At 64.1% G+C, this 26,067-nt stretch carries 21 protein-coding genes and 1 pseudogene; 7 read left to right on the forward strand and 15 right to left on the reverse strand.

Going from position 1 to position 26,067, the window contains the following annotated elements; all coding sequences use genetic code 11:
- The first annotated feature begins 223 nt into the window (after positions 1 to 223).
- From fadB to IZU87_RS11355, 3 genes are all read left to right on the forward strand, one after another.
- Positions 224 to 2,374 (forward strand): fatty acid oxidation complex subunit alpha FadB, encoded by a 2,151-nt coding sequence (gene fadB / locus IZU87_RS11345; RefSeq protein ID WP_213114573.1) that lies wholly within the window; start codon positions 224 to 226, stop codon positions 2,372 to 2,374.
- Positions 2,375 to 2,467: 93 nt separating this feature from the next.
- Positions 2,468 to 3,646: an acetyl-CoA C-acyltransferase FadA gene (gene fadA / locus IZU87_RS11350; RefSeq protein WP_043335293.1), complete on the forward strand. Its 1,179-nt coding sequence runs from the start codon at positions 2,468 to 2,470 to the stop codon at positions 3,644 to 3,646.
- Between the two features lie 191 nt (positions 3,647 to 3,837).
- On the forward strand, positions 3,838 to 4,770 hold the full coding sequence (locus IZU87_RS11355; RefSeq protein ID WP_213114574.1) for an amidohydrolase family protein: 933 nt from the start codon (positions 3,838 to 3,840) through the stop codon (positions 4,768 to 4,770).
- A 225-nt stretch (positions 4,771 to 4,995) separates the two neighbouring features.
- Here IZU87_RS11355 and IZU87_RS11360 read toward each other — a convergent pair whose 3' ends face one another.
- The 5 genes from IZU87_RS11360 to IZU87_RS17905 all read right to left on the reverse strand — a co-directional run bounded on the left by IZU87_RS11360 (position 4,996) and on the right by IZU87_RS17905 (position 10,388).
- Positions 4,996 to 5,346, reverse strand: coding sequence for a hypothetical protein (locus tag IZU87_RS11360; RefSeq protein WP_213114575.1), 351 nt, complete (start codon positions 5,344 to 5,346; stop codon positions 4,996 to 4,998).
- Positions 5,347 to 5,367: 21 nt separating this feature from the next.
- Positions 5,368 to 6,426, reverse strand: a complete 1,059-nt coding sequence (gene holA / locus IZU87_RS11365) for a DNA polymerase III subunit delta (RefSeq protein ID WP_043335288.1) — start codon at positions 6,424 to 6,426, stop codon at positions 5,368 to 5,370.
- Positions 6,427 to 6,748: 322 nt separating this feature from the next.
- Positions 6,749 to 7,294 (reverse strand): LPS-assembly lipoprotein LptE, encoded by a 546-nt coding sequence (locus IZU87_RS11370; RefSeq protein WP_213114576.1) that lies wholly within the window; start codon positions 7,292 to 7,294, stop codon positions 6,749 to 6,751.
- 185 nt (positions 7,295 to 7,479) lie between these two features.
- On the reverse strand, positions 7,480 to 10,080 hold the full coding sequence (gene leuS, locus IZU87_RS11375) for a leucine--tRNA ligase (protein ID WP_213114577.1): 2,601 nt from the start codon (positions 10,078 to 10,080) through the stop codon (positions 7,480 to 7,482).
- A 176-nt stretch (positions 10,081 to 10,256) separates the two neighbouring features.
- Complete coding sequence (locus tag IZU87_RS17905) at positions 10,257 to 10,388, reverse strand: hypothetical protein (RefSeq protein WP_283248899.1); 132 nt, start codon at positions 10,386 to 10,388, stop codon at positions 10,257 to 10,259.
- Between the two features lie 11 nt (positions 10,389 to 10,399).
- Between IZU87_RS17905 and IZU87_RS11380 the strand changes: the two genes are divergently transcribed.
- Entirely contained in the window at positions 10,400 to 11,080 is a 681-nt protein-coding gene (locus IZU87_RS11380; protein WP_324691608.1) for a zinc ribbon-containing protein, read from the forward strand.
- Complete coding sequence (locus IZU87_RS11385; RefSeq protein WP_213114578.1) at positions 11,080 to 12,294, forward strand: tetratricopeptide repeat protein; 1,215 nt, start codon at positions 11,080 to 11,082, stop codon at positions 12,292 to 12,294. The genes IZU87_RS11380 and IZU87_RS11385 overlap by 1 nt, the downstream gene beginning before the upstream one ends.
- Positions 12,295 to 12,418: 124 nt before the next feature.
- On the opposite strand, the gene IZU87_RS11390 is transcribed toward IZU87_RS11385, so the two are convergent.
- From IZU87_RS11390 to miaB, 7 genes and pseudogenes are all read right to left on the reverse strand, one after another.
- Positions 12,419 to 13,171 carry a YdcF family protein gene (locus tag IZU87_RS11390; RefSeq protein ID WP_043335281.1) on the reverse strand — a complete coding sequence of 251 codons (753 nt, stop codon included), beginning with the start codon at positions 13,169 to 13,171 and terminating at the stop codon, positions 12,419 to 12,421.
- A 103-nt stretch (positions 13,172 to 13,274) separates the two neighbouring features.
- Positions 13,275 to 14,792: an apolipoprotein N-acyltransferase gene (gene lnt, locus IZU87_RS11395; RefSeq protein WP_213114579.1), complete on the reverse strand. Its 1,518-nt coding sequence runs from the start codon at positions 14,790 to 14,792 to the stop codon at positions 13,275 to 13,277.
- 86 nt (positions 14,793 to 14,878) lie between these two features.
- Positions 14,879 to 15,787: a CorC family transporter gene (locus IZU87_RS11400; RefSeq protein WP_052384764.1), complete on the reverse strand. Its 909-nt coding sequence runs from the start codon at positions 15,785 to 15,787 to the stop codon at positions 14,879 to 14,881.
- 128 nt (positions 15,788 to 15,915) lie between these two features.
- The gene (gene ybeY, locus IZU87_RS18150) at positions 15,916 to 16,356 is read right to left on the reverse strand and encodes an rRNA maturation RNase YbeY (protein ID WP_502711610.1); all 441 of its coding nucleotides are present in this window, start codon (positions 16,354 to 16,356) and stop codon (positions 15,916 to 15,918) included.
- A 6-nt stretch (positions 16,357 to 16,362) separates the two neighbouring features.
- Positions 16,363 to 16,689 (reverse strand): annotated as a pseudogene (gene ybeY, locus IZU87_RS18155) (rRNA maturation RNase YbeY); the annotation flags it as partial.
- Between the two features lie 32 nt (positions 16,690 to 16,721).
- The gene (locus tag IZU87_RS11410; RefSeq protein ID WP_052384763.1) at positions 16,722 to 17,831 is read right to left on the reverse strand and encodes a PhoH family protein; all 1,110 of its coding nucleotides are present in this window, start codon (positions 17,829 to 17,831) and stop codon (positions 16,722 to 16,724) included.
- Between the two features lie 273 nt (positions 17,832 to 18,104).
- Positions 18,105 to 19,454, reverse strand: coding sequence for a tRNA (N6-isopentenyl adenosine(37)-C2)-methylthiotransferase MiaB (gene miaB, locus IZU87_RS11415; protein WP_043335279.1), 1,350 nt, complete (start codon positions 19,452 to 19,454; stop codon positions 18,105 to 18,107).
- Between the two features lie 834 nt (positions 19,455 to 20,288).
- Between miaB and IZU87_RS11420 the strand changes: the two genes are divergently transcribed.
- Together IZU87_RS11420 and tmpT are read left to right on the forward strand one after the other, a co-directional pair.
- Complete coding sequence (locus IZU87_RS11420; protein ID WP_082388145.1) at positions 20,289 to 20,987, forward strand: TIGR04211 family SH3 domain-containing protein; 699 nt, start codon at positions 20,289 to 20,291, stop codon at positions 20,985 to 20,987.
- 40 nt (positions 20,988 to 21,027) lie between these two features.
- Complete coding sequence (tmpT, locus tag IZU87_RS11425) at positions 21,028 to 21,699, forward strand: thiopurine S-methyltransferase (RefSeq protein WP_225996460.1); 672 nt, start codon at positions 21,028 to 21,030, stop codon at positions 21,697 to 21,699.
- A 137-nt stretch (positions 21,700 to 21,836) separates the two neighbouring features.
- On the opposite strand, the gene IZU87_RS11430 is transcribed toward tmpT, so the two are convergent.
- The 3 genes from IZU87_RS11430 to ggt all read right to left on the reverse strand — a co-directional run bounded on the left by IZU87_RS11430 (position 21,837) and on the right by ggt (position 25,868).
- Positions 21,837 to 22,442, reverse strand: a complete 606-nt coding sequence (locus IZU87_RS11430; protein ID WP_052384762.1) for a YajG family lipoprotein — start codon at positions 22,440 to 22,442, stop codon at positions 21,837 to 21,839.
- Between the two features lie 216 nt (positions 22,443 to 22,658).
- Entirely contained in the window at positions 22,659 to 23,942 is a 1,284-nt protein-coding gene (locus tag IZU87_RS11435) for an MFS transporter (protein ID WP_349305183.1), read from the reverse strand.
- 165 nt (positions 23,943 to 24,107) lie between these two features.
- Positions 24,108 to 25,868 (reverse strand): gamma-glutamyltransferase, encoded by a 1,761-nt coding sequence (gene ggt / locus IZU87_RS11440; RefSeq protein ID WP_213114581.1) that lies wholly within the window; start codon positions 25,866 to 25,868, stop codon positions 24,108 to 24,110.
- Positions 25,869 to 26,067: the final 199 nt, after the last annotated feature.

The following is a 26,067-nucleotide window of genomic DNA, read 5'->3' on the forward strand; positions in this document are numbered from 1 at the left end:
GCTAATGTCCGCAGGCTTGATCTTTGCCCGTCACTGGCCCAAGCTGGCTGTATTCAAACGCTTGTATGAAGCGCTGTGATGAGAGATGACTCTCGCGCGGTGCCTCTGCCAGCGGCGAGTCCGGCGAGGCCGGTTGCCAGCGCCCTCATGGCCAACGCCAAATGGCAGTGACCCTCGAGCGCCGGGCAGCCCCTTCACCTCTTTCTCTTGTGGAGATCCGTGGATGATCTATTCAGGCAAAACGCTAACCGTCGAGGCCAATCAGGACGCCATCGCCCTGTTGACCCTCGACCTTGAAGGCGAATCGGTCAACAAGCTGGCCAGCTACGTACTCAAGGAGCTGGGAGAGGCGGTCGAGGCCATCAAGGCGACGTCCGATCTCAAGGGGCTGGTCATCCGCTCCGCCAAGGAAGCGTTCGTGGTCGGTGCTGACATCACCGAGTTCCATCAGATGTTCGAGAAGGATGAAGCCTTCCTCATCGACATGAACATGAACATCCATGGCATCTTCAATGCCATCGAAGACCTGCCGTTCCCCACCGTCACTGCCATCAATGGGCTGGCGCTGGGCGGCGGCTGCGAGATCACCCTGACCACCGATTTCCGGGTCATGGCCGACAGCGCCAAGATCGGCCTGCCGGAAACCAAGCTCGGCATCATCCCGGGCTGGGCGGGCTGTGTACGACTGCCGCGTCTGATCGGGGCAGACAACGCCATCGAGTGGATCTGTGGTGGCACCGAGAACCGTGCCGACAAGGCGCTGGCAGTGGGCGCCGTCGATGCCGTCCTGCCGGTGGCCGAGCTGGACGCGGCGGCACTCGACATTCTGGCGCGTGCCAACGCCGGCGAGCTGGACTATCAGGCGCGTCGTCTCGAGAAGACCTCGCCACTCAAGCTCAATGCCATCGAGCAGATGATGGCCTTCGAGACCGCCAAGGGCTTCGTGGCCGGCAAGGCCGGTCCGCACTATCCGGCGCCGGTGGAGGCCATCAAGGTCATCCAGAAGGGCGCGGGGGAATCGCGTGAGCGTGCCCAGGCCATCGAGGCCAAGACCTTCGCCAGGATGGCGCTGACCGACGTGGCCTTCAATCTGGTCGGCCTGTTCATGAACGATCAGGTGGTCAAGAAGAAGGCCAAGGGTTACGAGAAGCAGGCCAGCGAGATCAAGCAGGCTGCCGTGCTGGGGGCCGGCATCATGGGCGGCGGCATCGCCTATCAGAGCGCCAGCAAGGGCACGCCGATCCTGATGAAGGACATCAATGGCGAGGCCATCGAACTGGGCCTGAAGGAGGCTCGCAAGCTGTTCGGCAAGGGCGTCGAGCGCGGCAAGCTGACCACCGAGAAGATGGCGCAGGGCCTGTCCAACATCCGCCCGACGCTGTCCTACGGTGACTTCGGCAATGTGGACCTGGTCGTCGAGGCGGTGGTCGAGAATCCCAAGGTCAAGGCCTCTGTGCTGGCCGAGCTCGAGGACAACGTCGCCGAGGACGCCATCCTGACCTCCAACACCTCGACCATCTCCATCACGCGGCTGGCCGAGTCGCTCAAGCGTCCCGAGAACTTCTGCGGCATGCACTTCTTCAACCCGGTGCACCGCATGCCGCTGGTCGAGGTCATCCGTGGCGAGAAGTCCAGCGATGCGGCCATCGCCGCGACCGTCGCCTATGCCCGCCAGATGGGCAAGACGCCGATCGTCGTCAACGACTGCCCGGGCTTTCTGGTCAACCGTGTGCTGTTCCCCTACTTCGGTGGCTTCAGCCTGCTGGTCGAGAAGGGCGCCGACTATCAGCGCGTCGACAAGGTGATGGAGAAGTTCGGCTGGCCGATGGGTCCGGCCTACCTGCTGGATGTGGTCGGCATGGATACCGCGGTACACGCCAATGCCGTGATGGCGGAAGGCTTCCCGGACCGCATGGCGCGAGACGGCAAGACGGCCATCCAGGTGATGTATGACAACCAGCGCCTCGGCCAGAAGAACGATCTGGGCTTCTACCGCTACGAGGAAGACCGCAAGGGCAAGCCGAAGAAGCTGGCGGATGATGAGGCTCAGGCGCTGGTGGCACAGGTCGTCAGCGAGACGCGCGAGTTCTCCGATGAAGACATCATCGCGCGCATGATGGTGCCGCTGTGCATGGAAACCATCCGCTGCCTGGAAGACGACATCGTCGGCAGCCCGGCCGAGGCCGACATGGCCTTGATCTACGGCATCGGTTTCCCGCCGTTCCGTGGTGGCGCGCTGCGCTATGTCGATGCCATGGGCGTGGCCGAGTTCGTCGCGCTGGCCGACAGCCTGGCCGATGAGCTGGGGCCGCTGTATCGCCCGACCGAGGCGCTGCGCGAGCGCGCCAAGCGTGGCGAAGCCTTCTACTCCTGAGCCTTTGATGGCTGAGCGCCCGAGTGGCCGCCAGCACTATCCGACCAGAATTTTCGGCCCTCGCGACAGCGAGGGCCATGAGGGAGCCAGACAATGAATCTGAATCCGAGAGATGTGGTAATCGTCGATGGCGTGCGTACCGCCATGGCCAAGGCCAAGAACGGCGCCTTCCGACACGTGCGCGCCGAGAATCTGTCCGCCGCGGTGATGCAGGCGCTGTTCGATCGCAATCCCGGCCTGGTGCCGGCAGAGGTCGACGACATCATCTGGGGCTGCGTCAACCAGACCCTGGAGCAGTCCATGAACATCGCGCGCAACGCCGCCATCATGACCGGCATTCCGCGTACCGTGCCGGCGCAGACGGTCAACCGCCTGTGTGGCTCCTCGATGAGCGCCCTGCATATCGCCACCGCCAACATCAAGGCCGGCATGGGTGACTTCTATATCATCGGCGGTGTCGAGCACATGGAGCACGTGCCGATGGCACACGGGGTCGACGTCAACCCGGCGGCCAGCAAGCATGCGGCCAAGGCGGCGATGATGATGGGCCTGACCGCTGAACTGCTCGGCAAGATGCATGGCGTGAGTCGTGAGCAGCAGGATGAGTTCGGTGTGCGCTCTCATCAGCGTGCCCAGGCCGCCGCCGATGAAGGTCGCTTCGATGACGAGATCATCGGCGTCGAGGGCCATGATGCCGAGGGGCGTCGCGTGATGGTGACCCGTGATGAGGTCATCCGTGGCGATGCCAGCATGGAATCCATGGGCAACCTCAAGCCGGTGTTCGATCCCAAGGGCGGCAGCGTGACGGCGGGTACCTCCTCCGCGCTGTCGGTGGGCGCCTCGGGCATGGCGGTGATGAGTGCCGAGCGCGCCGAAGCGCTGGGCCTCAAGCCCATCGCTCGCGTGCTGTCCACTGGCGTGGCAGGCTGTGACGCCTCCATCATGGGTTACGGGCCGGTGCCGGCCTCCAAGCAGGCGCTCAAGGCGGCAGGCCTGACCATCGAGGACATCCAGACCGTCGAGCTCAATGAGGCCTTCGCGGCGCAGTCGATTCCGGTACTCAAGGACCTTGGCCTGCTGGAGCGTGTCGATACGGCGGTCAACCTCAACGGCGGCGCCATCGCACTGGGCCACCCGTTGGGCTGTTCCGGCTCGCGTATCTGCACCACGCTGCTCAACGTCATGAAGCAGCAGAACACGCGCCTGGGTCTGGCGACCATGTGCATCGGCATGGGCCAGGGCGTCGCGACCGTGTTCGAGCGCCTCGACTGAACGTCAGCGTCTTCGACAAGCGATCAGGCCTCGCCTGATACCTCAAGCGGCATGTCTTCGGACATGCCGCTTTTTCGTCGGCAGGCTTTTGTCTGGAAACGAGAGGGGCGGCGCAGTATCGTGGCAATGGGCGATCGAGCGTCACGTCGCCCCGGGCTTGATGATTGAGGTTACGCGAGGGAGTCGCATCGATGGACTGGAATCATGTCGAGCAGGATCTGCCGCGCGCCACGCCGCCCAGACCCTTGCCACACCCCCTGACCTTCCGGTTGCCGGCGGGCAGTATAGATTGTCACCTTCACCTGTTTGGTGACCCGGTGCGTTACCCATTGGCGGCGGACAGAACCTATGACCCGGCCCCCGTGGGGCTCAATGAAGCACTCGAGATGCATCATGCACTGGGCGCCAGCCACGGCGTGCTGATACAGCCCAGTGTCTATGGCTATGACAATCGCCTGCTGTGCGACAGCCTGCAGAGCTGTCGTGAGCGTGGGCTGGATTACCGTGGCGTGGCGGTTGTCACCCCCGACATCAGTGATGCCGAGCTTGAGCGGCTCTCCGAGCTGGGTGTCTGTGGCGTTCGCCTCAACCTGATCTTCGCCGGCGGGTTGCGCTGGCGTGATGTGGTGCTGCTGGCGGATCGCCTGGCACGCTTCAAGTGGCACCTGGAATGTCTGATCGATGTCTCGACCTTTCGTGACATGGAAGCGCGCCTCGGCAGCTTGCCGGTGCCGGTGGTGATCGACCACATGGGCCATCTGGCGGCCACGCGTGGCCCTGAATGTCCCGGCTTTGCCGCGCTGTGTCGACTGCTCAAGCAGGGGCGCACCTGGGTCAAGCTGTCGGCGCCTTACCGGCTGACCACGCGTGGTCGCTTGCCTTACTCCGATGTCACGGCGCTGGTGCGGGCGCTGGTGGCGGCCAATCCGGAGCGCGTGGTGTGGGGCAGTGACTGGCCGCATCCCTATATCGGCGTCGAGATGCCGGAGGAGGACACCCTGGCCGAGCTGATGCAGCGCTGGTTGCCGGAGCGCGAGATGCGCGAGAAGATCTTCCGCGACAACCCGCGCAAGCTTTATGGCTACAAGGCGTTCGTGAAGTCCAACGCGGATGCGGCGCACTGAGCGAAGAGTTGCCACGCTCGCAGGGCGCAATTGAGTGACGCGGCATCACTTGTGTAAGCCGAAAAGCCGCATAAGGCACAGAATCCGAATGACAAGACGCCCCCATCAGCCTGCTGGTGGGGGCGTCTTGATGATTGGCGAAGAAAGACAAGAGGGGAGCCGAAGAGAAAGACAAGCGAGGAGCAGGGGAGCAAGTCAAGCGAGGAGAGGCGTGGCCCGCAGCGTCTAGCGGGTCTGGAAGGCCACGCGCGTGCCATGGGCCAGCAGGCTGGCATTGTCGATCGGCGTCGTGGGCAGGCCGATCATCTCACCCTGCACTTCCGCCCAGGTCTGCACGCCGTGGGTCAGCCCCAGCGGCAACAGCAGGCGACTGATCCACTGGGTGCCGGTGAAACTCAGGGACTGGCCGTTGTCATCGACCAGGCGACTGATGCCTGCGGCGTGATGCAGGCGAACCACATGAAGCCCTTGATCCAGCGTCTGCACTTCCACTGTCAGGGTATTGCCCTCGGCGAGCCACAGCCGAAGGGTCTTGACGTCGACGGCTTCGCCAAGCGTGCTGGAGGAAGTCTGCATGCGTTCTCCCGGGTGTCTGAATCACACCACCTTGTAGGCGTGAGGCAGCTCGGCCAGTGGGCCGCGTCCGCCGGCGAGCGTCAGGGCGAGATCGACCATCCCGTCCCAGATGGGCAGCGTCATCCCGCCCTTGATCGCCATGTCGAGTCGCTGCGAGAACAGCAGCAGCTTGTGCAGGCGCTTGTGGGGCAGGCGGTTGAGCGCCTGTTGATAGAAGGGGCGACGCTTGTCGAAGATCATCGGCTTCTGCGCCTTGCAGGCATGCTCGAAGCTCTGGCCTTGATCGAGGTGCTGGCGCAGCGAGAGCAGGGTGCGCAGCTCGCGGGTCAGCGCCCACAGGATCACCGGCGGCTCGACGCCTTCTCCCCGCAGCCCGAGCACGATGCGGCCACTGCGCTCGACTTCCCCCTTCAGACACGCATCGGCCAGCGTGAAGACATCATAGCGGGCATTGTCCTCGACGCCCTGGACGATGGCATTGCCATCCAGGCGTGCGCCCGGCGGGTGCAGCAGCGCCAGCTTCTGCAGCTCCTGATCCGCGGCCAGCAGATTGCCCTCGATGCGCTCGGCCAGCAGGCGAGCGGCGTCCTGATTCAGCTCGAGGCCGTGACGACGGGCGCGATCGCGAATCCAGAAGCCGAGGCGGGAATGGTCCACCGGCCACACCGCGATGAAGACGCCGACCTTCTCCAATGCCTTGAACCACGCCGTCTGCTGCACCTTGCGGTCGAGGCGCGCTGCGGTGATCAGCAGGATGTCGCCATCCTTCTCGATGCGCTCTGCGTAGGCCTTGAGGACCTTGCTGCCTTCCTGGCCGGCACTCTGGGTGCCCATGCGCAGCTCGATCAGCTTGCGCGAGGCGAACAGAGACATGCTGGCGGCAGACTCGGTCAAACGGCCCCACTGAAAGCCGTTCTCGACATGCAGTACCTCGCGCTCCTCGACACCGGCAGCGCGTGCCGCACGTCGGATGGCGTCGCAGCTTTCCTGGTGAATCAGTGGCTCATCACCGGCCACGATATAGACGGGAGACAGGCGCTTGTTGAGCTGCTCGTCGAGCTTGTCGGGATAGACCTTCATGAATGTCCTTCGATACTGCGCGGGTCTGGTGGGCAAGTGCGCCTAAAGGCTCGGGCGGCCAGTCACGAGCAGGGTGCTAGCCCCGGCGTGATGGTGGCCCTGAACAGGCACGGCCCCATGATGATCGGTTGCCCGATATCGTGGAGCCGTGCCTGGCGAACGTTGCGACTTCCAATCTCTACCAACTGCTGCCTGCTTCCTTCCGCTTCTCCCGGCTTCGCCTGTCGTCAATCGGCTTGTCGTCAATCGTCTGGCCTTTCAGCACTTATGGATCACGACTCATGACTTAGGAACGGGGTGCCTCAGTGCGGGAGCGTGGAGCTCAGGGCTTGATCGCGCGCAGGCGCTCCAGCAACTGACGGCTCAGGTCACGATTGACTTCCCCGGCCGCACGCTCATGTACGTTGTCGGTGTTGAGCAGGTCATCATCGTTGGTATAGAAGAAGCTGCTGGCCTGCAGCTCCTGCTGGTTGGCCAGGTAGGCCCCATCGGACTTGCGCTGCAGCGAGTAGGTCAGGCGATAGGTCAGTTCACGCTTGATGCTGCCGGCATCGCCGTAGGTGATCTGCTGCACGTTCTCACGAACCTTGCCCAGATTGAGGGTCAGCGGGGCGCTGTCGCTCAACCGGACGTCGGCACGCTCGAGAGCGTCGCGCAGGGCGTCGTGGGTCTTGGTGATCGGTGCCTGGACGTCCAGCTCGGTGATGGCCATCGGCGCATCGTTCACGCCGCGCAGCTGGAAGCCGCAGCCGCTCAGTGTCAGCGCCAGGCCGACGCCGAGGGCGGCCAGCACACGACGGCGGCCGAGGCCGCGGGATGCACGCTCTGATGTGTCTGCTGAAACACTGGAAGACTTCGCTTGCGTCACCGTGACCTCCTGTCATGAACGAGTGTCATGAATATCTTGCGAGAGCGCTGCGTGGGGCCTGTCAGCATCACGCAGCGCACGGAATATGGCCGTCAGAGACCGACATCCTTCCAGCTGCCTGTCGGCCTCTGACGGGACCGGCGACTCGGGCCGCCGGTATCTTGCTCTGCCTGGTCGGGTCGCTATCAGTTGGCGACGATATTGACCAGCTTGCCCGGCACCACGATCACCTTGCGCACCGTCTTGCCATCGGTGTGCTTGGTGACATTGGCATCTGCCAGCGCCGCGGCTTCGATGGCATCGCGATCGGCATCGGCGGCGAAGGACAGGCGCGCACGCAGCTTGCCGTTGACCTGCACGACCAGTTCGATGCTGTCCTTCTTCATCGCCTCGGCATCGGCGGCCGGCCAGCTGGCGTCGATCACGGCTTCGTCGTGGCCCAGTGTCGCCCACAGCGAGTGGCTGGCATGCGGGATGATCGGCGACAGCAGCAGCACGCAGGCCTCGACGGCTTCACGGCTGACGGCCAGGCCCTGCTCGGAGGTGTCCTCGAAGCGGCTGATGGCGTTGACCAGCTCCATCACGGCCGCGATGGCGGTGTTGAAGGTGGTGCGGCGGCCGATATCATCGCTGCACTTGGCGATGGTCTCGTGTGTCTTGCGACGCAGCGCCTTCTGATCATCGTTCAGGGCAGTCACGTCCAGCGCGCCCGGAGTGCCGGCGGCGACATGCTCGTGGACCAGACGCCAGACGCGCTTGACGAAGCGGTGTGCGCCTTCGACACCGGAATCGGACCATTCCAGCGACTGCTCCGGCGGCGCGGCGAACATCATGAACAGGCGCACGGTGTCGGCACCGAAGCGGTCGATCATCGACTGCGGGTCCACGCCGTTGTTCTTGGACTTGGACATCTTCTCGGTGCCACCGATTTCCACCGGCAGACCATCGGACTTCAGTACGGCCTTGATGGCGCGGCCCTTGTCGTCGGTCTCGACGTCCACGTCCAGCGGGTTGAACCAGTCACGGCCGCCCTTGGCGTTGATGCGGTAGTAGGTGTCCGCGATCACCATGCCCTGGGTCAGCAGCTGCTTGAACGGCTCGTCGCTTTCGACCAGACCGAAGTCACGCATCAGCTTGTGGAAGAAGCGCGAGTAGAGCAGGTGCAGGATGGCGTGCTCGATGCCGCCGATGTAGTAATCGACCGGCAGCCAGTAGTTGGCGCGCTCGTCCAGCATGGCATCGGCGTTGTCCGCACAGCAGAAGCGCGCGTAGTACCAGGAGGACTCCATGAAGGTGTCGAAGGTATCGGTCTCGCGCTGCCAGCCATCGCCCAGGTCACTGAAGGACGGCATCTTCTTGATCGGCGAGCCACCGGAGGCGTCGAATTCGACTTCCAGCGGCAGAGCGACCGGCAGTTCGTCGTCGGTCAGCGGGATGGATTCACCGTTCGGGCCATTCTTGACCGGAATCGGCGCGCCCCAGTAACGCTGACGGGAGACGCCCCAGTCGCGAAGACGGAAGTTGGTCTTGACCTCACCACGACCCTGCTCGACCAGGCGCGCGGCGATGGCATCGAAGGCGCTCTCGAAGTCGAGGCCATTGAAGTCACCGGAGTTGATCAGCACGCCGTGCTCGGTGAAGGCGGCTTCGCTGACGTCAGGCGCATTGCCGTCGGCATCGGCGATCACGGCTTCGATCGGCAGGTCGTACTTGGTGGCGAATTCGTGGTCACGCTCGTCGTGGGCCGGCACGGCCATCACGGCACCGGTGCCGTATTCCATCAGCACGAAGTTGGCGACGAAGACCGGCACTTCACGGCCGGTCAGCGGGTGGATGGCCTTGAAGCCGGTATCCATGCCGCGTTTTTCCATGGTCGCCATGTCGGCTTCGCTGGTGCCGCCACGCGCGCACTCGGCGTTGAACTCGGCAAGCTCCGCATTGTGCTCCGCCGCGGCCTTGGCCAGCGGGTGAGCGGCGGCGACGCCGACGTAGGTCACGCCCATCAGGGTGTCTGGACGGGTGGTGAAGACGGTCAGGGATTCCTGCACCTGGCTGGCCTTGGCATCGAGGCCGAAGCTCAGCTCGACACCGCGCGACTTGCCGATCCAGTTGCGCTGCATGGTCTTGACCTGCTCCGGCCACTCGACCTTGTCGAGGTCGGCCAGCAGCTCTTCGGCGTAATCGGTGATGCGCAGGAACCACTGCGGGATTTCCTTGCGCTCGATCAGCGCGCCGGAACGCCAGCCACGGCCGTCGATGACCTGCTCATTGGCGAGCACAGTCTGGTCCGCCGGGTCCCAGTTGACGATGGAACTCTTCTTGTAGACGACACCCTTCTCGACCAGCTTGGCGAAGAACCACTGCTCCCAGCGATAGTATTCCAGGTCGCAGGTGGCGAACTCACGGCTCCAGTCGTAGGCGAAGCCCAGCGCCTTGAGCTGATCGCGCATGTAGGCGATGTTCTCGTGGGTCCACTTGCCCGGCGCGACGTTGTTCTTCATCGCGGCGTTTTCCGCCGGCAGGCCGAAGGCGTCCCAGCCCATCGGCTGCATGACGTTCTTGCCCTGCATGCGCTGGAAGCGCGAGATCACGTCACCGATGGTGTAGTTGCGCACGTGACCCATGTGCAGCTTGCCGCTGGGGTAGGGGAACATCGACAGGCAGTAGAACTTCTCGCGGTTGGCATCTTCCACCGCCTTGAAACACTGATTTTTCTCCCAGTACTGCTGGGCAGCCTGTTCGATCTGATCGGGAGCGTACTGTTGAGAAGTATCCTGTGAATCCATCGGGTCCGTCACTACCTTGGCTTTGGCCGCTACCCGTCACCAGGGACAGGCAGGGCGTGAAGAGGTGGGCGGTCACATCGGGATGGGCCGCCGCTGTCTGCGATGGGGTCAAGTCTACCCCAGACGCCAGGACTCAGGTAGGGGAGGCGAGTGCTGTGGCGCCAGGCGAATGCGCTTCATGCTGCCAGTGCCACGCCCTTGATGCGTGTCAGGGAGTGGAAGCGTGTGGCTTGTGTCGCAACGCCAACGCCACCATGCTGAAGGTAGAGCGCCATGCCCTCCCGCAGTACGGGAGAAGGTGAAGACACAAGGAGAGTCCATGAGCCAACCACGTGAACCCCGCGATCCCCATGAGCCGATCAGCGCCACGGATCGTGATACGGCTGCCACGTCCTCGCACGACAGTGGCTTTGAAGATACGCCGATGCCCTCGCGCTCAGCCTCCAGTCAGCCGCAGGGCGAAGGTGAAGGACGTCTCGGCGATGCCTATGGGCGAATCCTGACGCGGCTGGAAGACAGCAGCGGTGAGCTGTCGTGGGATGGCCTCAAGGCCGAGCTGGATGAGGCGGTCAAGTTCGAGGCCGAGGTCGAGGAATTCACGCTCGACGAGCTGGCGCTGCTGCGTGCCTGGGTCGAGCGTGACATGCGTGAATTCCGCCGCCATCTGGCGACCGGTGGAGAAGGGATCGCCAGCTGGCTGGGGATCGACCTCTCGGTGCTGTCGCGCAGTGTCAGTTCCGCGCTGATGTCGATCGCGGACCGCACCGTGGTGGACCGCGCCCACTTCGAGGAAGACCTCGAGGCCGCGCGCGCCGACTACACCAGCGGCGAGGTCATCGCGCCGGGGCTATTGCATTGCGTGCACTGTGAGTCGACCACCACGCTCACGCGGCCCAGCGTGCTGGAACCCTGCCATGCCTGTGGACATCGATTCTTCTCGCGTGGCGCGCCGCCCGTCACTCGTCAGCCTCCCGCGGCCGATGAGAGTGATCAGGGCTGATGGCGACACCGTCAGACTGGTTCGCCCCGGCGCATGCCACCTGGAGCGCCGGGCAGCGCCACAAGGCGTTGCAACAGCTGATCGATCACTTCAATCAGCGCCCGCATCCACGTGAGGCGGGTCTCTTCAAGCAGATCTCCTATTACCTGTTTCTGCTCGCGGATTATCGCTCGGCCAGCCAGATTCTGGCCCAGGGGCATGTGGAGTGTCCGGCCGATGAAGAGATCGCGCTCAATCAGGTAGTGTGTCTGTCGCGCGCCAATGATGCCGCCGGCTCGCTGGCGGCCGGTGAGGCATTGGCCGCACGAGGCTGCCTCAATCCGGTGCTGTTCGACTCGCTGGCCAGCAGTGCGGCCAGACTCAAGCGTCATGACGAGGCACGCGAGCATGGCAGTCGCGCCCTGGCGCTCAAGGACGAGCAGCATGGGGGGCTGCCGTTGGCGAAGGGCTGGCGACTGCCCGCTGAATCCCCCTCGGCAGTCGCCGCCGGCAAGACGCGTGTGCTGTCCTTCGGCCTCTGGGGCAAGGGGCCGCGCTACTTGAACGGCATGCTGCATAACCTGCTGTTGGCGCCGGTGCTGTATCCGGGGTGGCGGGTTTGGCTCTATCACGATGACAGCGTGCCCGACGACTTCCTGGCCCTGGCGCGGGAACTGGACGCCGAGCTGATCGAGCGTCCCTCCAGTGACACCCTGAGACAGCGGCTGTGTTGGCGCTTCGCGGTCGCCGATGACCCGACGGTGGGCTACTTCGTGGTTCGCGACTGCGACAGCGTCATCAGTCTGCGCGAAGTGCGCGCGGTGCAGATGTGGCTGACCTCCGGGCGCTTCTTCCATGTCATGCGTGACTGGTGGAGTCATACCGATCTGGTGCTGGCGGGGCTGTGGGGCGGGGTGGCCGGTGTCCTGCCGCCACTCGAGACATTGCTGGCCCAGTGGCAGCCACAGCATGTCGAGACGCCGAATATCGATCAGTGGTTCATGAAGGAATGCGTGTGGCGCTACCTGCGCGAAAGTCTGGTCAGCCACGACCGGTGTTACTCGCTGCTGATCAAGGGGCGCGACAGCCTGAAGTTCCCGGATGATGTGCTGGGAGAAGCACCTGGCGGCACGGCGCATGTCGGCAGTGACGAGTGGACGCGCGATCGCGCCTTCCAGCTCCGCCAGCTGGGGCCGTGGCTCAAGGAGGCCAGCTGGATGCGTGACAGCGAATGAGCACAATCCTGCGATAAGCGACTGATGAGCGGGTTATATAGACACACGAAGGGCTGCCCATGGGCAGCCCTTCGTGTGTCTTGCCAGCAGTCCTTCGATTGTCTTGCCAGCAGTGCTGTCGGGTCTAGCGACCCACCAGCCAGCCGATCCATTCATGCAGTGCCCAGCGTGACTGGGTCAGCGCGGAGCTGTTGGGGATCCAGGCATCGATGCCCAGCCCGGAGACCGTGGTGTAGCCCACCGGCGCCGGGATGATGGTGCGGAAGCCCTGGTTCTGGAAATTGCGCATCGCGCGCGGCATGTGCCAGGCGCTGGTCACCAGCACGATCTTGTTGATGTCGTCCTGCTCGAGCATCTCGCGCGTGAAGAGCGCATTCTGCTGGGTGTTCTCGCTGCGGTTCTCCAGCCAGCGCGCCGGGTAGTCGAATTCATCGATCAGCGAGCGCTGCATCAGCTCGGCGAGGGTGCCGTCATCGGAAGACGATACCTTGCCACCGGTGAGCAGAATCGGCAGCTCCGCGTTGCGGGCCACGCGGACGCCTTCGTCCAGACGGCTGAGCGTCTCGCCATTGATGCGATCACGGCCCTGCAGTTCCGGGGCGTCGTAGTAGCGTCCGCCGGAAAGCACGACCACGGCCTGCGCCTGGATCCACTCTGCCGGTTCACTAGGCTGAATGCGCTCCAGCCCTGACATCAGGCGCGTGGAGACGACCGGCGAGGACAGCAGCCACATGCCCAGGATGGCCACGACCATCATGGCGCGTGCCAGGCCCGGCCAGCGCTTGAGCACGAGCATGGCCAGGAACAGCAGCAGGAGAGGCCCGCCGGGCGGCAATACCAGGTCCTTGATGATGCCGAGTAACTCGGTGATGCCCATTGTGGTCTCGCTTGTGCAGAGGCAGTGCCGGGCATCGGCCCGGCAACGGGTAAGGTTGAGCGTTCAAGCGTCTGAGGCCCTGCGGGCTCACACGTTCTGGCCCTCAGGCGTCCTGCGGGCGTTGACGGCGCGACTTGAGGCATTCGTTGATGCCCAGCACAAGGCCCGGCGCCAGCAGCAGCGCGATCAGGATCCACACCGGCAGCAGGCCGTAGTGCATCCAGGGCGTCATGCCCAGTTGCAGGCGGATATCGCCAGTGACGGTGGCCTCCTCGAACTGAGGTGCCCGGGCGATGATTTCACCCTGCGGCGAGATGATCGCCGTGACGCCATTGCTGGTGGCCCGCAGCAGATAGCGGCCGTTTTCCAGCGCGCGCAGCTGAGCCATCTGCAGGTGCTGCAGCGGGCCGATGGAGTGACCGAACCAGGTGTCATTGGAGACGGTCAGCAGCACGGTAGAGCTCAAGGCGCGCTGGCGGACCAGCTCCGGATAGACGATCTCGTAGCAGATCGCCACGCCGATACGCAGACCGCTGACCATCAGTGGCGGCTGCTGGCTGTCGCCTGACTGCATGCTCGACATCGGCAGGTCCAAAAAGCCGATGATGCCCCGCAACCAGCTTTCCAGCGGCACATACTCGCCGAAGGGCACCAGGTGTTCCTTGCGATACTGGGCCGACGGGTCATCGATGGGAATCACGCTGTTGTAGAAGCGATTGTCGGCGTCACGCTCGACGATCCCGGTGATCAGACCGGTCTTGGGCGGCAGAGTTGCCTGGATGCGCTCGAGGAAGGGCTCGGCCTGGTCGCGCAGCATCGGCAGTGCTGTCTCCGGCCAGACGATCAGGTCGGCATCGTCCTGCACGGCGCGCGTCATCGCGGCGTAGGTATTGGCCGCACGACGCTGCCCTTCGGCACTCCACTTGATCAACTGCGGCAGGTTGCCTTGCAGCAGGGCGACGCGCGCCGGCTGGCCGCCGGACTGTGTCCAGTCGGTCGGCAGCAGCAGACCCGCGCTCCACAGCACGAGCAGCGGCGCGATCGCCCACCAGCGGCGACGCAGCGCCAGATTCCACAGCAGCGCCCCGGACAGCGCGATGATCAGCGAGATACCGTAGACGCCAAGCACCGGCACCCAGCTGGCAAGCGGTGAGCCCACGGCACTGTTGCCCAGCAGCAGCCACGGGAAGCCGGTGAAGGCCCAGGTGCGGAACAGCTCGCTGAGCACGAATACCGCGGCGAATGACAGCACATCGAGCTTGCGTGAGCAGAAGCGCTGCCACAGGCCCAGCCACAGCATCGGGAACAGCGCCATGCAGGCCACGAACAGCATCGTCAGCAGCACCGCCAGCGGCATGCCGGTATAGCCATAATCATGGATCGAGACGTAGACCCAGCTGGCCCCGCTGCCGAACAGGCCGACCCCGAACCACCAGGCGCGCAGGAAGCCACCGCCTTCCATGCGCAGCGCCCCGTAGAGCAGGCCTGCGCCGATCGGGCCCAGCCACCACTGTTCAAAGGGGGCAAAGCTCAAGGTGACCAGTACCCCGGCAATGATCGCCAGTACATTGGCCAGCAACGAGGCGCCCGGGAAGCTCCTCGCGCGGGGGGAATCTGACATGCCGCTCTCCTTGTAAAATGCCAGACACATCGGCGGATGTGTCTGGCATTGTCCTCTATCGGGTCAGCCTGTGATCAGGCCATGAATCACTCGCCGCTGATGTGCGCACGATGCTCGGCCGAGGGCGGCGCGTCACCGGTGGCATCTTCCAGACGGCATACCTGTACCTGACGAATGCGACGATTGTCCGCATTGAGCACCGTGAAACGCCAGCCGGCGAAATCGGTGGATTCCTGACGGCGCGGCATGTGACCGAAGCGCTGAATCATCAGACCGCCGATGGTGTCGAATTCCTCATCGGAGAAGTCGGTATCGAAGTGCTCATTGAAGTCATCGATGGTGGTCAGCGCGCTGACGGCGAATTGGCCATCGCCCAGCTCGCGGATGTCCTCATCCTCATCGGTGTCGTGCTCATCCTCGATATCCCCGACGATCTGCTCGAGGATATCCTCGATGGTGACAAGGCCTGCCGTGCCGCCGTACTCGTCGATGACCACCGCCATGTGATTGCGGGTCTCGCGGAATTCCTTGAGCAGACTGTTGAGGCGCTTGGATTCGGGGATGAACATCGCCGGACGGATCGCTTCGCGCAGATCGAAGCGCTTGCGCTCGCTGTCATTTTGCAGAATCAGCGGCAGCAGGTCCTTGGCCAGCAGGATGCCGAGCACCTCGTCGAGGTTCTCGTCGATGACGGGATAGCGGGAGTGAGCCGATTCGAGAATCAGCGGCAGGTACTCCTCCGGGCGCTGATCGACCTGAATGGCCTGCACCTGGGAGCGGGGGATCATCACCTCGCGCACCTGCTGGTCGCTGATTTCCAGCGCGCCTTCGATGATGGCGATGGCGTCCTGATCGAGGTTGAGGCGTGGGCCTACCTCAGCCAGAAACTGGAGCAGCTCGCTACGGGAGCTGGGTTCGTCGGTGTCGCTTGAGAAGGCGCCGAACAGCTTATCGAGCCAGGTTTTCGATTGGCTTCCCGATCGGTCTTCGCTCATGCGTTAGTTTCTCTTTTCCTCGGTGGCGATACCCCATCGTCGTGGTGGTATCGGGGCAGCCGAGCGATCCGGGGACAAGTCCCGAGTCACCCGACGGCGGGTGCTGCCGATGCGCAGGAGCGCCGGCATCAGTGATTCTCTTCCCGGTAGGGGTCGGCGATGCCGAGCCCTGCCAGCACATGACGCTCGAGCGCTTCCATGCGTTCGGCTTCATCGTCCTCGATATGGTCATAGCCGAGCAAGTGCAAGGTGCCATGAACCAGCATGTGGGCGAAATGATTTTCCAGCGACTTGCCCTGTTCCCGCGCTTCGCGGGCGACGACATGCACGCTGATGATCAGGTCGCCCAGAAAGCGCTGCTCATCAAGAGCTTGTTCATCAAGAGCCTGCTCAGCCGCGGTCTCGGTGGCCGCAGAGCCGAGGGCAGAAGACGCGGCGTCAGAAGTCGAGGCATCAGAGACGTCTGCCTCATCAGCTTCGCTCATGGCGTCTGACGCCAGCATGACATCGTCGCTGTTGTGACCGTCGAGACCTTCCTCTTCGCCGGCGTCCAGATCGCCCTCCGGCATGCCCGCAAGCGGCAGGCTGTCGTCATCGCCTTCCTCGGCGAAGCGCGCGGCCAGTTCCGGCGGCAGGGCGAAGTCGTCCAGATCCAGCGGCTCATGCGGGAAGGACAGCACGTTGGTCGGGGAGTCCTTGCCGCGATAATCGCGATTGAGGCCCTGACTCTCGGCTTCTTCCACCAGACGCACGGTCAGCTCGTACGGCGCCGCGGCGTCGCTGGCATCGCGCTCCAGCGCGCCGTCTTCCGCGGCGGCCAGCAGCGCAGCCGCCACCCAGGCTTCCAGCTGATGGCTGGCCGGCAGCGGCTGGCCATCGAATTCACTCTCGCCGATGGCCAGTTGCAGGTCCACGACGACCGCAGGGGCTTCGCTCACTGGCTACCTCCCGTCGGGGTGCTGGCAGGCGGCACGTTGCTCTGGGCATTCAGCGCCGCCATGCGGGCTTCGCGCTCGGCCTGACGCTGCTCGCGACGCTCGCCTTCCTGCTGCTCTTCCGCGGCTTCGAAGGTGTCGTAGGCCTCGACGATGCGCTGCACCAGCGGGTGACGCACGACGTCCTTGGCCAGGAAGCGCGTGATGCTGATCCCCGGCGTGTCCTTGAGGACCTCCATCACGTGCGCGAGACCTGACTGGGTGCCACGTGGCAGATCGACCTGCGAGACGTCACCGGTGATGACGGCGGTGGAGCCGAAACCGATGCGCGTCAGGAACATCTTCATCTGCTCGCGCGTGGTGTTCTGGGACTCATCGAGAATGATGTAGGCGTTGTTGAGCGTCCGGCCGCGCATGTAGGCCAGCGGCGCGATCTCGATGATCTGGCGCTCGATCATCTTGTTGACGTGCTCGAAGCCGAGCATCTCGTACAGGGCGTCGTAGAGCGGGCGCAGGTAGGGGTCGATCTTCTGGGCCAGGTCCCCCGGCAGGAAGCCGAGCTTCTCGCCGGCCTCGACCGCCGGACGCACCAGCAGGATGCGTCGCACTTCGTTGTTGTTGAGCGCTTCCACGGCAGCGGCGACGGCAAGATAGGTCTTGCCGGTACCGGCAGGACCGATGCCGAAGTTGATGTCGTGATTGCGCATCTCGGTGACATAGCCCTGCTGGTTGAAGCCGCGCGGGCGCACCAGCACCTTGGGCGTGCGGATCACCACATCACCGTAGGTGGCGCCCTGGTCTTCGGCGGCCTCGACCAGCGCCTCGACGCCGGATTCCTGCAGGAACAGATGAACGGTCTCGGCATCGACTTCGCCGGCGCCGGTCTCGCGATACAGATGCTCCAGCACGTTGGCGGTCGCCTTCACGGCGGCCGCGGGGCCTGCGATCTGGAAGTCGTTGCCGCGATTGCGCAGGGTGACACCGAGCCGGGATTCGATCAGCTTGAGATGCTCGTCGCGCTGGCCGGTCAGGCTGGCCAGACGCTGCGGGTCTGCCGGCTCAAGCGTCATGTTGAGAATGCGATTGGCTTGCTGTGACTGGTGGCTCAAGGCGTCGAATATCCTGATAGTGATGAGTGACGATGATGCTTGGCGATGAGGGGCAGCCGCGATGGCGGATACCTGCGCGTTATGCACGGGGCGCTCTGCCCGCCACGGCGCATGACGGCGCCATTTCAGTGTCAATGGTGACGCGTTGCCGAAGTCTCAAGAGAGCTTAATGCGCGATGGCCGTACAGGGCAATTGTCCTGTACGGCCAGCGTGGCTATCTGCTTGATAGTGGGGGCTGATGGCGCCTCGTCAATGTCGTGAGCGAGGAGCGATCAATAGCGGTAGGGCGAGCTGAGCTCACCGCGCAGCGAGTTGGGGTAGGCCTCGGTGATCTCGACATCCACCAGGTAGCCGATCAGCTCGGTCGGGTTGGCGGCGCGGAAGTTGACCACCCGGTTGTTCTCGGTGCGCCCGGACAGCAGGCCCGGGTCACGCGGCGAGAAGCCGGAGACCAGGATGCGCTGGGTGGTGCCGACCATCTTGCGACCGATCTGCATCGCCTGCTGGTTGATGCGCTCCTGCAGGATGAGCAGGCGCTCCTTCTTCACCTCTTCCGGAGTGTCATCTTCCAGATTCGCCGCCGGGGTGCCCGGACGCGCGGAGTAGATGAAGCTGAAGGAGTGATCGAAGCCGATCTGGCCGATCAGGTCCATGGTGTCCATGAAGTCCTGATCGGTCTCGCCCGGGAAGCCGACGATGAAGTCGGAGGAGAAGCTGATGTCCGGACGCAGCGCGCGGATGCGTTCGAGCTTGTCGATGTAGAGGTCACGCTCGTGGCCGCGCTTCATGGCCGCCAGGATGCGGTTGGAGCCCGACTGCACCGGCAGGTGCAGGTGGCTGACCAGCTCCGGGATCTCACCGAAGGCCTCGATCAGCGAGTCCTTGAACTCCAGCGGATGCGAGGTGGTGAAGCGGATGCGGTCGATGCCCTCGACCTGCGCCACGCAACTGATCAGCTCGGCGAGGTCGATCTCCTCGCCCAGCTGGTTGAGACCGGCGTAGGCGTTGACGTTCTGGCCCAGCAGGTTGATCTCGCGCACGCCCTGGTCGGCCAGGTGGATGACTTCATCCATCACCTTCTCGAAGGGACGCGAGACTTCCTCACCGCGGGTGTAGGGCACCACACAGAAGGTGCAGTACTTGGAGCAGCCTTCCATCACCGAGACGAAGGCGCTGGCACCGTCGCTCTTGGGCGCGGGCAGGTTGTCGAACTTCTCGATCTCGGGGAAGGTCACGTCGACCACGGAAATCTGCTTGAGGCTGTCGCGGCGGGTGTCGAGCATCTTCGGCACGCGGTGCAGGGTCTGCGGGCCGAACACCATGTCCACATGCGGGGCACGCTTGCGCAGGTTGTCGCCTTCCTGGCTGGCCACGCAGCCGCCGACGCCGATCACCAGCTCCGGGTTCTTTTCCTTGAGCTTCTTCCAGCGTCCCAGCTGGTGGAACACCTTCTCCTGCGCCTTCTCGCGGATGGAGCAGGTGTTGAGCAGGATGACGTCTGCTTCGGATTCGTCGCTGGTGACTTCCATCTGATGCGATTCGCCGAGCAGATCCGCCATGCGCGCGGAGTCATACTCGTTCATCTGGCAGCCGTGAGTCTTGATGAAGAGTTTCTTCGCCATTGCCTTGTGTGAACGCTCTGAGCTGCGCGCCCGGGCTTCGTGCGCCTCGCGCCCGGGCACATGGTGGTGGCGGGCAGCGTCAGCGGTCAGGAGAAGCGGGCGCGACTTGTAATGAATGAGCCCCGGCGCCGATGGCTGGCCGGGAATCGAGGGCGCGACGATACTGTGCCAAGCGGCATGCTGATCGGGTCGAGGCCAAAATCGGGACGGCACAGTATAGGAGTCTGCCGGCCATGCGGCCAGCCCTGTCGCATCGCTGTCAGCAATGAGGAGGATGCCTGCCAACCACCGGTTCAGCCTGATGGTGGCTGTGGTATCCTCACGAGAAAGCCCGCGCATGCCCTGACGCTACAACAGGGGCTTGGCATGTTTCATAGTTATCAGGCAGGTGTTGCGCAACGCACATCAGGCTGTCAATGGCTTGATTTGTTGAGGTTTTCATGCCGATAGCCCGGCTGCCTGAGCTGGTTAAAATTTGATCGATTTGTTGGCGGGGCAGGCATTTCGCCGTGCGCAGACCTGCCCCTTTGAGGTTGTCCCAAGACTTATCCACAGAAAGTGTGGATGTCTGAAGACACTGAAATGACAGTCTCGGATTTTTCTCGCGGCAATTTCGTTACCGTACGTCCAAGCGCGACAGCGATGCCAGGCAGGACGCCTTGCATTGCGCAACCTGGCAGACACCGCATGGGCAGACAGGGCGAGCCTTCCTTCGCCCAAAAGCGGTCGATCATGTTCGGCATGTGGGGACGCAGGATTCAGCGCGCTTGCTCCTCGTGCCCACACGCCTGACACGGTCGGCTTACGCCCTTAGACAGCCATGAAGAACACGATATGACGCGATTCTCCATTACCAGCACCCCTTCATCTTTCGGTCTCCTGTCACCCCGATCGCCGTGTTCGACGCTTGCGCGCTCACTGCGCCGTGTGGTGCTGGGGGCTGGCGTCGCCGGCAGCCTGCTGCTGGGCGCACCGCTGGCCAATGCGGCCACCGACCGCTGGGTCGCCGATGACCTCACCACCTTCGTGCGCAGTGGCCCGACGGATGGCTACCGCATCGTGGGCACGGTGGAAGCCGGCCAGCCGGTCGAGCTGCTCGAGGTCCAGAATGACTACAGCAAGATCCGCACCGCCAGCGGCGACGTGGTGTGGATTCCCTCCGCTGACCTGCAGGACACCCAGAGCGTCAATGCCCGGGTGCCCGAGCTGAGCGCCAGGGTCAAGGAATTGACTGCCAAGCTCGATGGCATCAATGAAGAGTGGGAAACCCGTGTCGAGGACATGAAGACCGGCCTCGAGACGCGTCAGGCGCGCATCGAAGAGCTTGAGCAGGCCAGCAACAGCCAGTCAGCCGAGCTTGCCCAGGCGCGCAGCAAGATGCAGGACATGGAAACCAAGCTCGATACCAAGAAGCAGGACCTGCTGATGCGCTACTTCATGTACGGCGGTGGCGTGGCTGGGGTCGGCCTGCTGGTCGGCCTGATCGTGCCGCACCTGCCGCGTCGCAAGAAGAAGCGTCACGGCTTCCTGTAAGGCATCCCGGTAACCGATAGCAGAGGGAGTGCGCCAGCTCATGTCGGCACAAGACACGACGATGGACGCGACGCCGGCCAGTGACCCCTGGCTGGCGCGATGGCAGGAAGGGCGGATCGGCTTTCATCTGCCCGCCACGCATTCGGCGCTGGAGCGCTGGTGGCCGCGGCTTGAGATCGCGGCGGGCGCCAAGGTGCTGGTGCCGTTGTGTGGCAAGAGTCTCGACATGCGCTGGCTGGCGGCGCAGGGCTATCCGGTGCTGGGCATCGAGCTTGCGCGCCAGGCCTGCGAGCAGTTCGTCGCCGAAGGCGCCGGTGATGTCTCGCGCTATCGGCTGGAGCACTTCGAATGCTTCCGCCAGGGCATGGTCGAGCTGTGGTGCGGAGACTTCTTCCACTTCCATATCGACCATGTCGATCATCTGGACGCCTTCTATGATCGCGCCGCGCTGATCGCCTTGCCGCCGGCCACCCGGCAGCGCTATGCCTTCCATCTGGCGCAGCTGCTGCCCCCGGGCGCGCGTGGCCTGTTGATCAGTCTCGAGCGGCAGACGGAGCAGCATCAGGGGCCGCCGTTCCATGTCGCTGAAGACGAGATTCGTCAGCTGTTGAGCGCCAACTTCACGCTTGAGGTGCTGGAGCGTCGCGCCCCGGATGAGCGCGGTTTGCGTGAGACGGTATGGAGTCTAGTGCGCAAGGGACCGCGTCGCTGACGACTCAGGGGTGACCTTGTCAGTCAGGTCCAGTCCTCATGAAGGTTCAGTCCTCATGAAAAACGCCACCGCCGCCCAATGGGCGGCGGTGGCGTTTTCGTTGGTGGCGAGCTGCTGATCGAGCTTGCTGATCAAGCCTACTGGTCGAGCTGGCGGATCAGCGTGGTGTCCTGGAAGGCGCGAGTCAGCGCATCGCCGATCACCTCAGAGACCATCTCGGTGTTCTTCTCCTGGCTCGGCTTGAGGGCATAGCCCTGGTCACGCGTCGCGGTGTAGCTGCCGGTATAGCGCTGCTTGCCGGACACGGCGACGGCCTTGATCACGCCATTGAGTGTCGCGGTATCGGTGATCAGGCCGCCACGCTTCACGCCATAGGCCAGCTCGGTCAGCGAGATGGTCAGCTCTGCTGCGCCCTGGTTGGCCTGTTCGGCGGACACCGGCACGAAGCCCATGCGGCGCAGGGCGCTGACGGTCTGGGCCTCAAGCTTGGGTGTCAGGTCGCCGGTCGGCACGACCAGATAGCTCGAGGCATTGGTGGCGCCATCGCGAGAGCCGATGCGCTCTGACGGACGCTCATCGAGCACGTCCACCACCACCTGTTGCCCGTGACCGACCACGCCCATCTCGCCGACCTGCGGATTGACGTACAGGCGCTGCGGGCTGGTGCCGCAAGCGCTGAGAAGTGCCGCCGTGGCGATCAGTGCCACGCTCATGCAGGTGGTGCGCAACTTGTGCATCATCATCGGGGTTCCTGGGCCTGAGGCCGGTTGTCATGGGAGTCATCTCGGCCATCCGTTGCCAATATCTCGCCTGCCGCGCGGGATGGCCGGAGCACAATGGCGCGAGTATAGGGCCAGAATGGCGCCTGAGCGTAGTGGAAATTCAGGCTCACGGCTGTCCTCTGCAAGCGACAGTGGTCGAGGTTCATGGCCCGTAGCCCGTAGCCCATGGTCCATGGCTCATGCGCCGTCGACGCGTCTGCTCAAGGCCAGCAGGCCCAGCAGCGGGCCGGGCAGCAAGGCCAGCAGCAGCAGGCTGCCGTGGCCGGCGATCAGTGGCGTGAGCAAGGCGATCGAGACCAGCGACAGGCTGAAGCCGAAGGCATTCATCATCGCCAGGGCACTGGCCTGCAGCTCGACCGGGGTGCCGCCCGCGGCGAGCGCCGAGAACTGCGGTGAGTCGATCACGGCCAGAAGGCTCCACAGCGCCAGCAGTGCCAGCAGCACGCCGTAACCGGCCTCAAGCTGCGTGGCGGCGACGAAGACCAACGTCAGCGTCACCGAACCGGCGAGCCCGAGACGCGCGACCCACAGGCTGCCTCGGCTGCGCGAGAGCCAGCCCCCGATGACGCAGCCGGGCGCGCCGATGGCGATGACGAGGAAGCTATGCCAGGCCAGGGTGGCAGGAGAGAGCGTCACGCCTGTCGCGCTGGCCATCTGGGGCAGCAGCAGAGGTGTCAGCGCCCACAGGGTGTACAGCTCCCACATGTGGCCGAAGTAGCCCAGTGCACCGCGCACGAAGCCGGGATATTGCCAGGCCGCCAGTCCCCGAGTAGCGCGGGCCAGAAAGGTGTTGCGGCTGTCTTTCGCCGCTGGTGCTTGGCGGGGCGCTGAGGTGGCTTTCGCCACCGGTGGAGCCAGCAAGGCGACCAGACCGGCACCGACGATGGCCAGCAGCGAGGCGGTGCTGATGGCCGCGCCCCACGGCAGCTGCATGCCTTCGCCCTGTTGCAGTGCGGCCAGCGCATGCGGCAGCCCGGTGCCAAGCACCAGCATGCCGACCAGCCAGGCGAGTGCGGCACCGGCACGGTCCGGTGCGGTCTGCACCATCAGCTTCAAGCCGATGGGGTAGATGCCGGCCAGTGCCAGCCCCGTTAGCACGCGCAAGCCTGAGGCGCTCAGCAGTCCCGGCGCGATCAGCAACGCCAGATTGGTCAGCGCGCCCAGCACGCAGGAAGCCATGAACAGATGGCGCGCCGCGAAGCGGTCCGCCAGGCCGGCAAGCCCCAGCCCCAGGGTGCCGACGATGAAGCCGCCCTGCACCGAGGAGGTCAGCTGGCCGAGTGCCGCGGCGCTATCGCCGGCGAAGCCCCAGCTCGCCAGCATCGGCGTGAGTACTGCATTGGGGGTGAACCACAGGCTGGTGCCGAACAGCTGCGCCAGGGCGATCAAGGCGACCGGATAGCGGTTGGCCCATTGCCGCCAGCCAGAGATGGGTGGCGTGAGTGACTTGGTTGAGGACACGAGGGCACCTTGTAGGGCAGAGGGCGTGATGGCGCAGCAAGACGCGAACGGGCGACACTGAAGTGTCGCCCGTCACAGATAGCCCGCCCCATCAATGGGGTCAAGGCGTCATTGATGGGGCAGCTCGGTGATGCGGTGCAGAGGCTACCCCGTCGCAGCCGTCGTCTACAGCCCCATGGCCGAAGAGGTGGAGCGACGTGGGTCGGCACCGCCGTAGAAGGTGCCGTCGTCGATCATGATCGACTGGATGGCGCCCATGGCGTCCTTGGTCACCACCTTGTGGCCCATCGCCTCGAGCAGACGGATGGTGTCCTTGCTGATGCCCGCCTCGATGCGAATCTCGTCCGGCAGCCACTGGTGGTGGATGCGCGGTGCGCTGACCGCCGACTGGATGTTCATGCCGTGGTCGATCACGTTCATGATCACCTGCAGGGTAGTGGTGATGATGCGCGAGCCGCCGGGGCTACCGGTGACGAGGAAGTTCTTGCCATCCTTCATCACGATGGTCGGGCTCATGGAAGACAGCATGCGCTTGTTCGGCTCGATCTTGTTGGCGACGCCACCGATCAGGCCATAGGCATTCGGCACGCCCGGCTTGGCGGAGAAGTCATCCATCTCGTTGTTGAGCAGGAAACCTGCGCCATCGACCACGATGCCGGAGCCGTAGCTGAAGTTGATGGTGTAGGTATTGGAAACGGCCAGACCATTGCCATCGGCAATCGAGAAGTGGGTGGTCTGATTGGACTCATACGGCTGTGGCTTGCCGGGCTTGACCTCACTGGAGGGCGTTGCCTTGTCGAGCTCGAACTGGGCGCGCAATTCCTTGGCGTAGTCCTTGGAGATGATGCCCGACAGCGGCACATCGACGAAGTCGGTGTCGCCCAGATACTCGGAGCGGTCGGCGTAGGCGCGGCGCATCGCTTCCGCCATCACGTGGAGGGTGGCGGCGGAATTGAAGCCCATCGCCTGGATATCATCGCCTTCGAGCATGTTGAGAATCTCGACGATGTGCGCGCCGCCGGAGGAGGGCGGACTCATCGAGAAGATGTCATAGCCACGATAGGTACCGTGGACCGGCTCGCGGATGGCCGGCTCGTAGGCCTTCAGATCATCCAGCGTCATGATGCCGTCGTGGCGCTCCATCTCGGCCACGATCAGCCGGGCGGTCTCGCCCTCGTAGAACTCGCGCGGACCATTGGCGGCGATGCGCTTGAGGGTCGCGGCCAGTTCCGGCTGCTTGAACAGCTCACCCGCTTGATAGTTGCTGCCATCCGGCTTGTAGAACACCTTGGCGGTGCTGTCCCACTTGGCCAGGCGGTCCTTGGCATCGCTCAAGCCCTTGGCGAAGCGCGTCGGAATCACGAAGCCGTCTTCGGCCAGCTTGATGGCCGGGGCGAGCGCCTGCTCGAGACTCAGGGTGCCGTAGTCTTCCAGCGCCTTGGCCAGGCCGGCGACGGTGCCGGGCACGCCTGCCGCACGGTGGGTGAAGCGTGACCACTCGGAGACCGCCTCGCCATTCTCGTCCTGGAACATCGTCTCGCTGGCCGCCGCCGGGGCCTTCTCGCGGTAGTCGATGGCCACCACTTCGCCGGTCTTCTCATCCGACACCAGCATGAAGCCGCCGCCACCGATGTTGCCTGAACGCGGCTGGGTCACGGCCAGCGCGAAGCCTGCTACCACGGCGGCGTCGACGGCGTTGCCGCCATCGGCCAGCACATCGCGTGCGACCTGAGAGGCCAGATAGTGGCTGGTCGCGACCATGCCGTGCTGACCTTCCTGGGGGTGGAAGCGCTCGCCTTCCAGAATCGCGGAAGACTCGGCGAAGGCGGCGGGGATCGCCGTCGGCAGCAGGCCGGCCAGCGGCAACAGTGCGGCGGCGGCCAGCGCCTTGAGATGTCTGCGGTTTGCGAGAGAGGTGTCGAACATGAGAGGTGTCGGTTCCTGTTATCGTTATAAGAGATGCGACATGACGCGTGCAGTGCGAGGAACATGCGCAGAAGGCCAGCGAGCTGCTCACTGGGCCGAGAGAACAGCTTAACTATCAGTTGCTAATGCACCAATTTCAACTTTGCACGGCAATATTCTTGTTGGTGTCTGATTTGGAAAGGCGATGTGGCGACTTTGG

This window comes from Cobetia sp. MC34 (assembly GCF_018340035.1).
Lineage (GTDB): Bacteria > Pseudomonadota > Gammaproteobacteria > Pseudomonadales > Halomonadaceae > Cobetia > Cobetia amphilecti.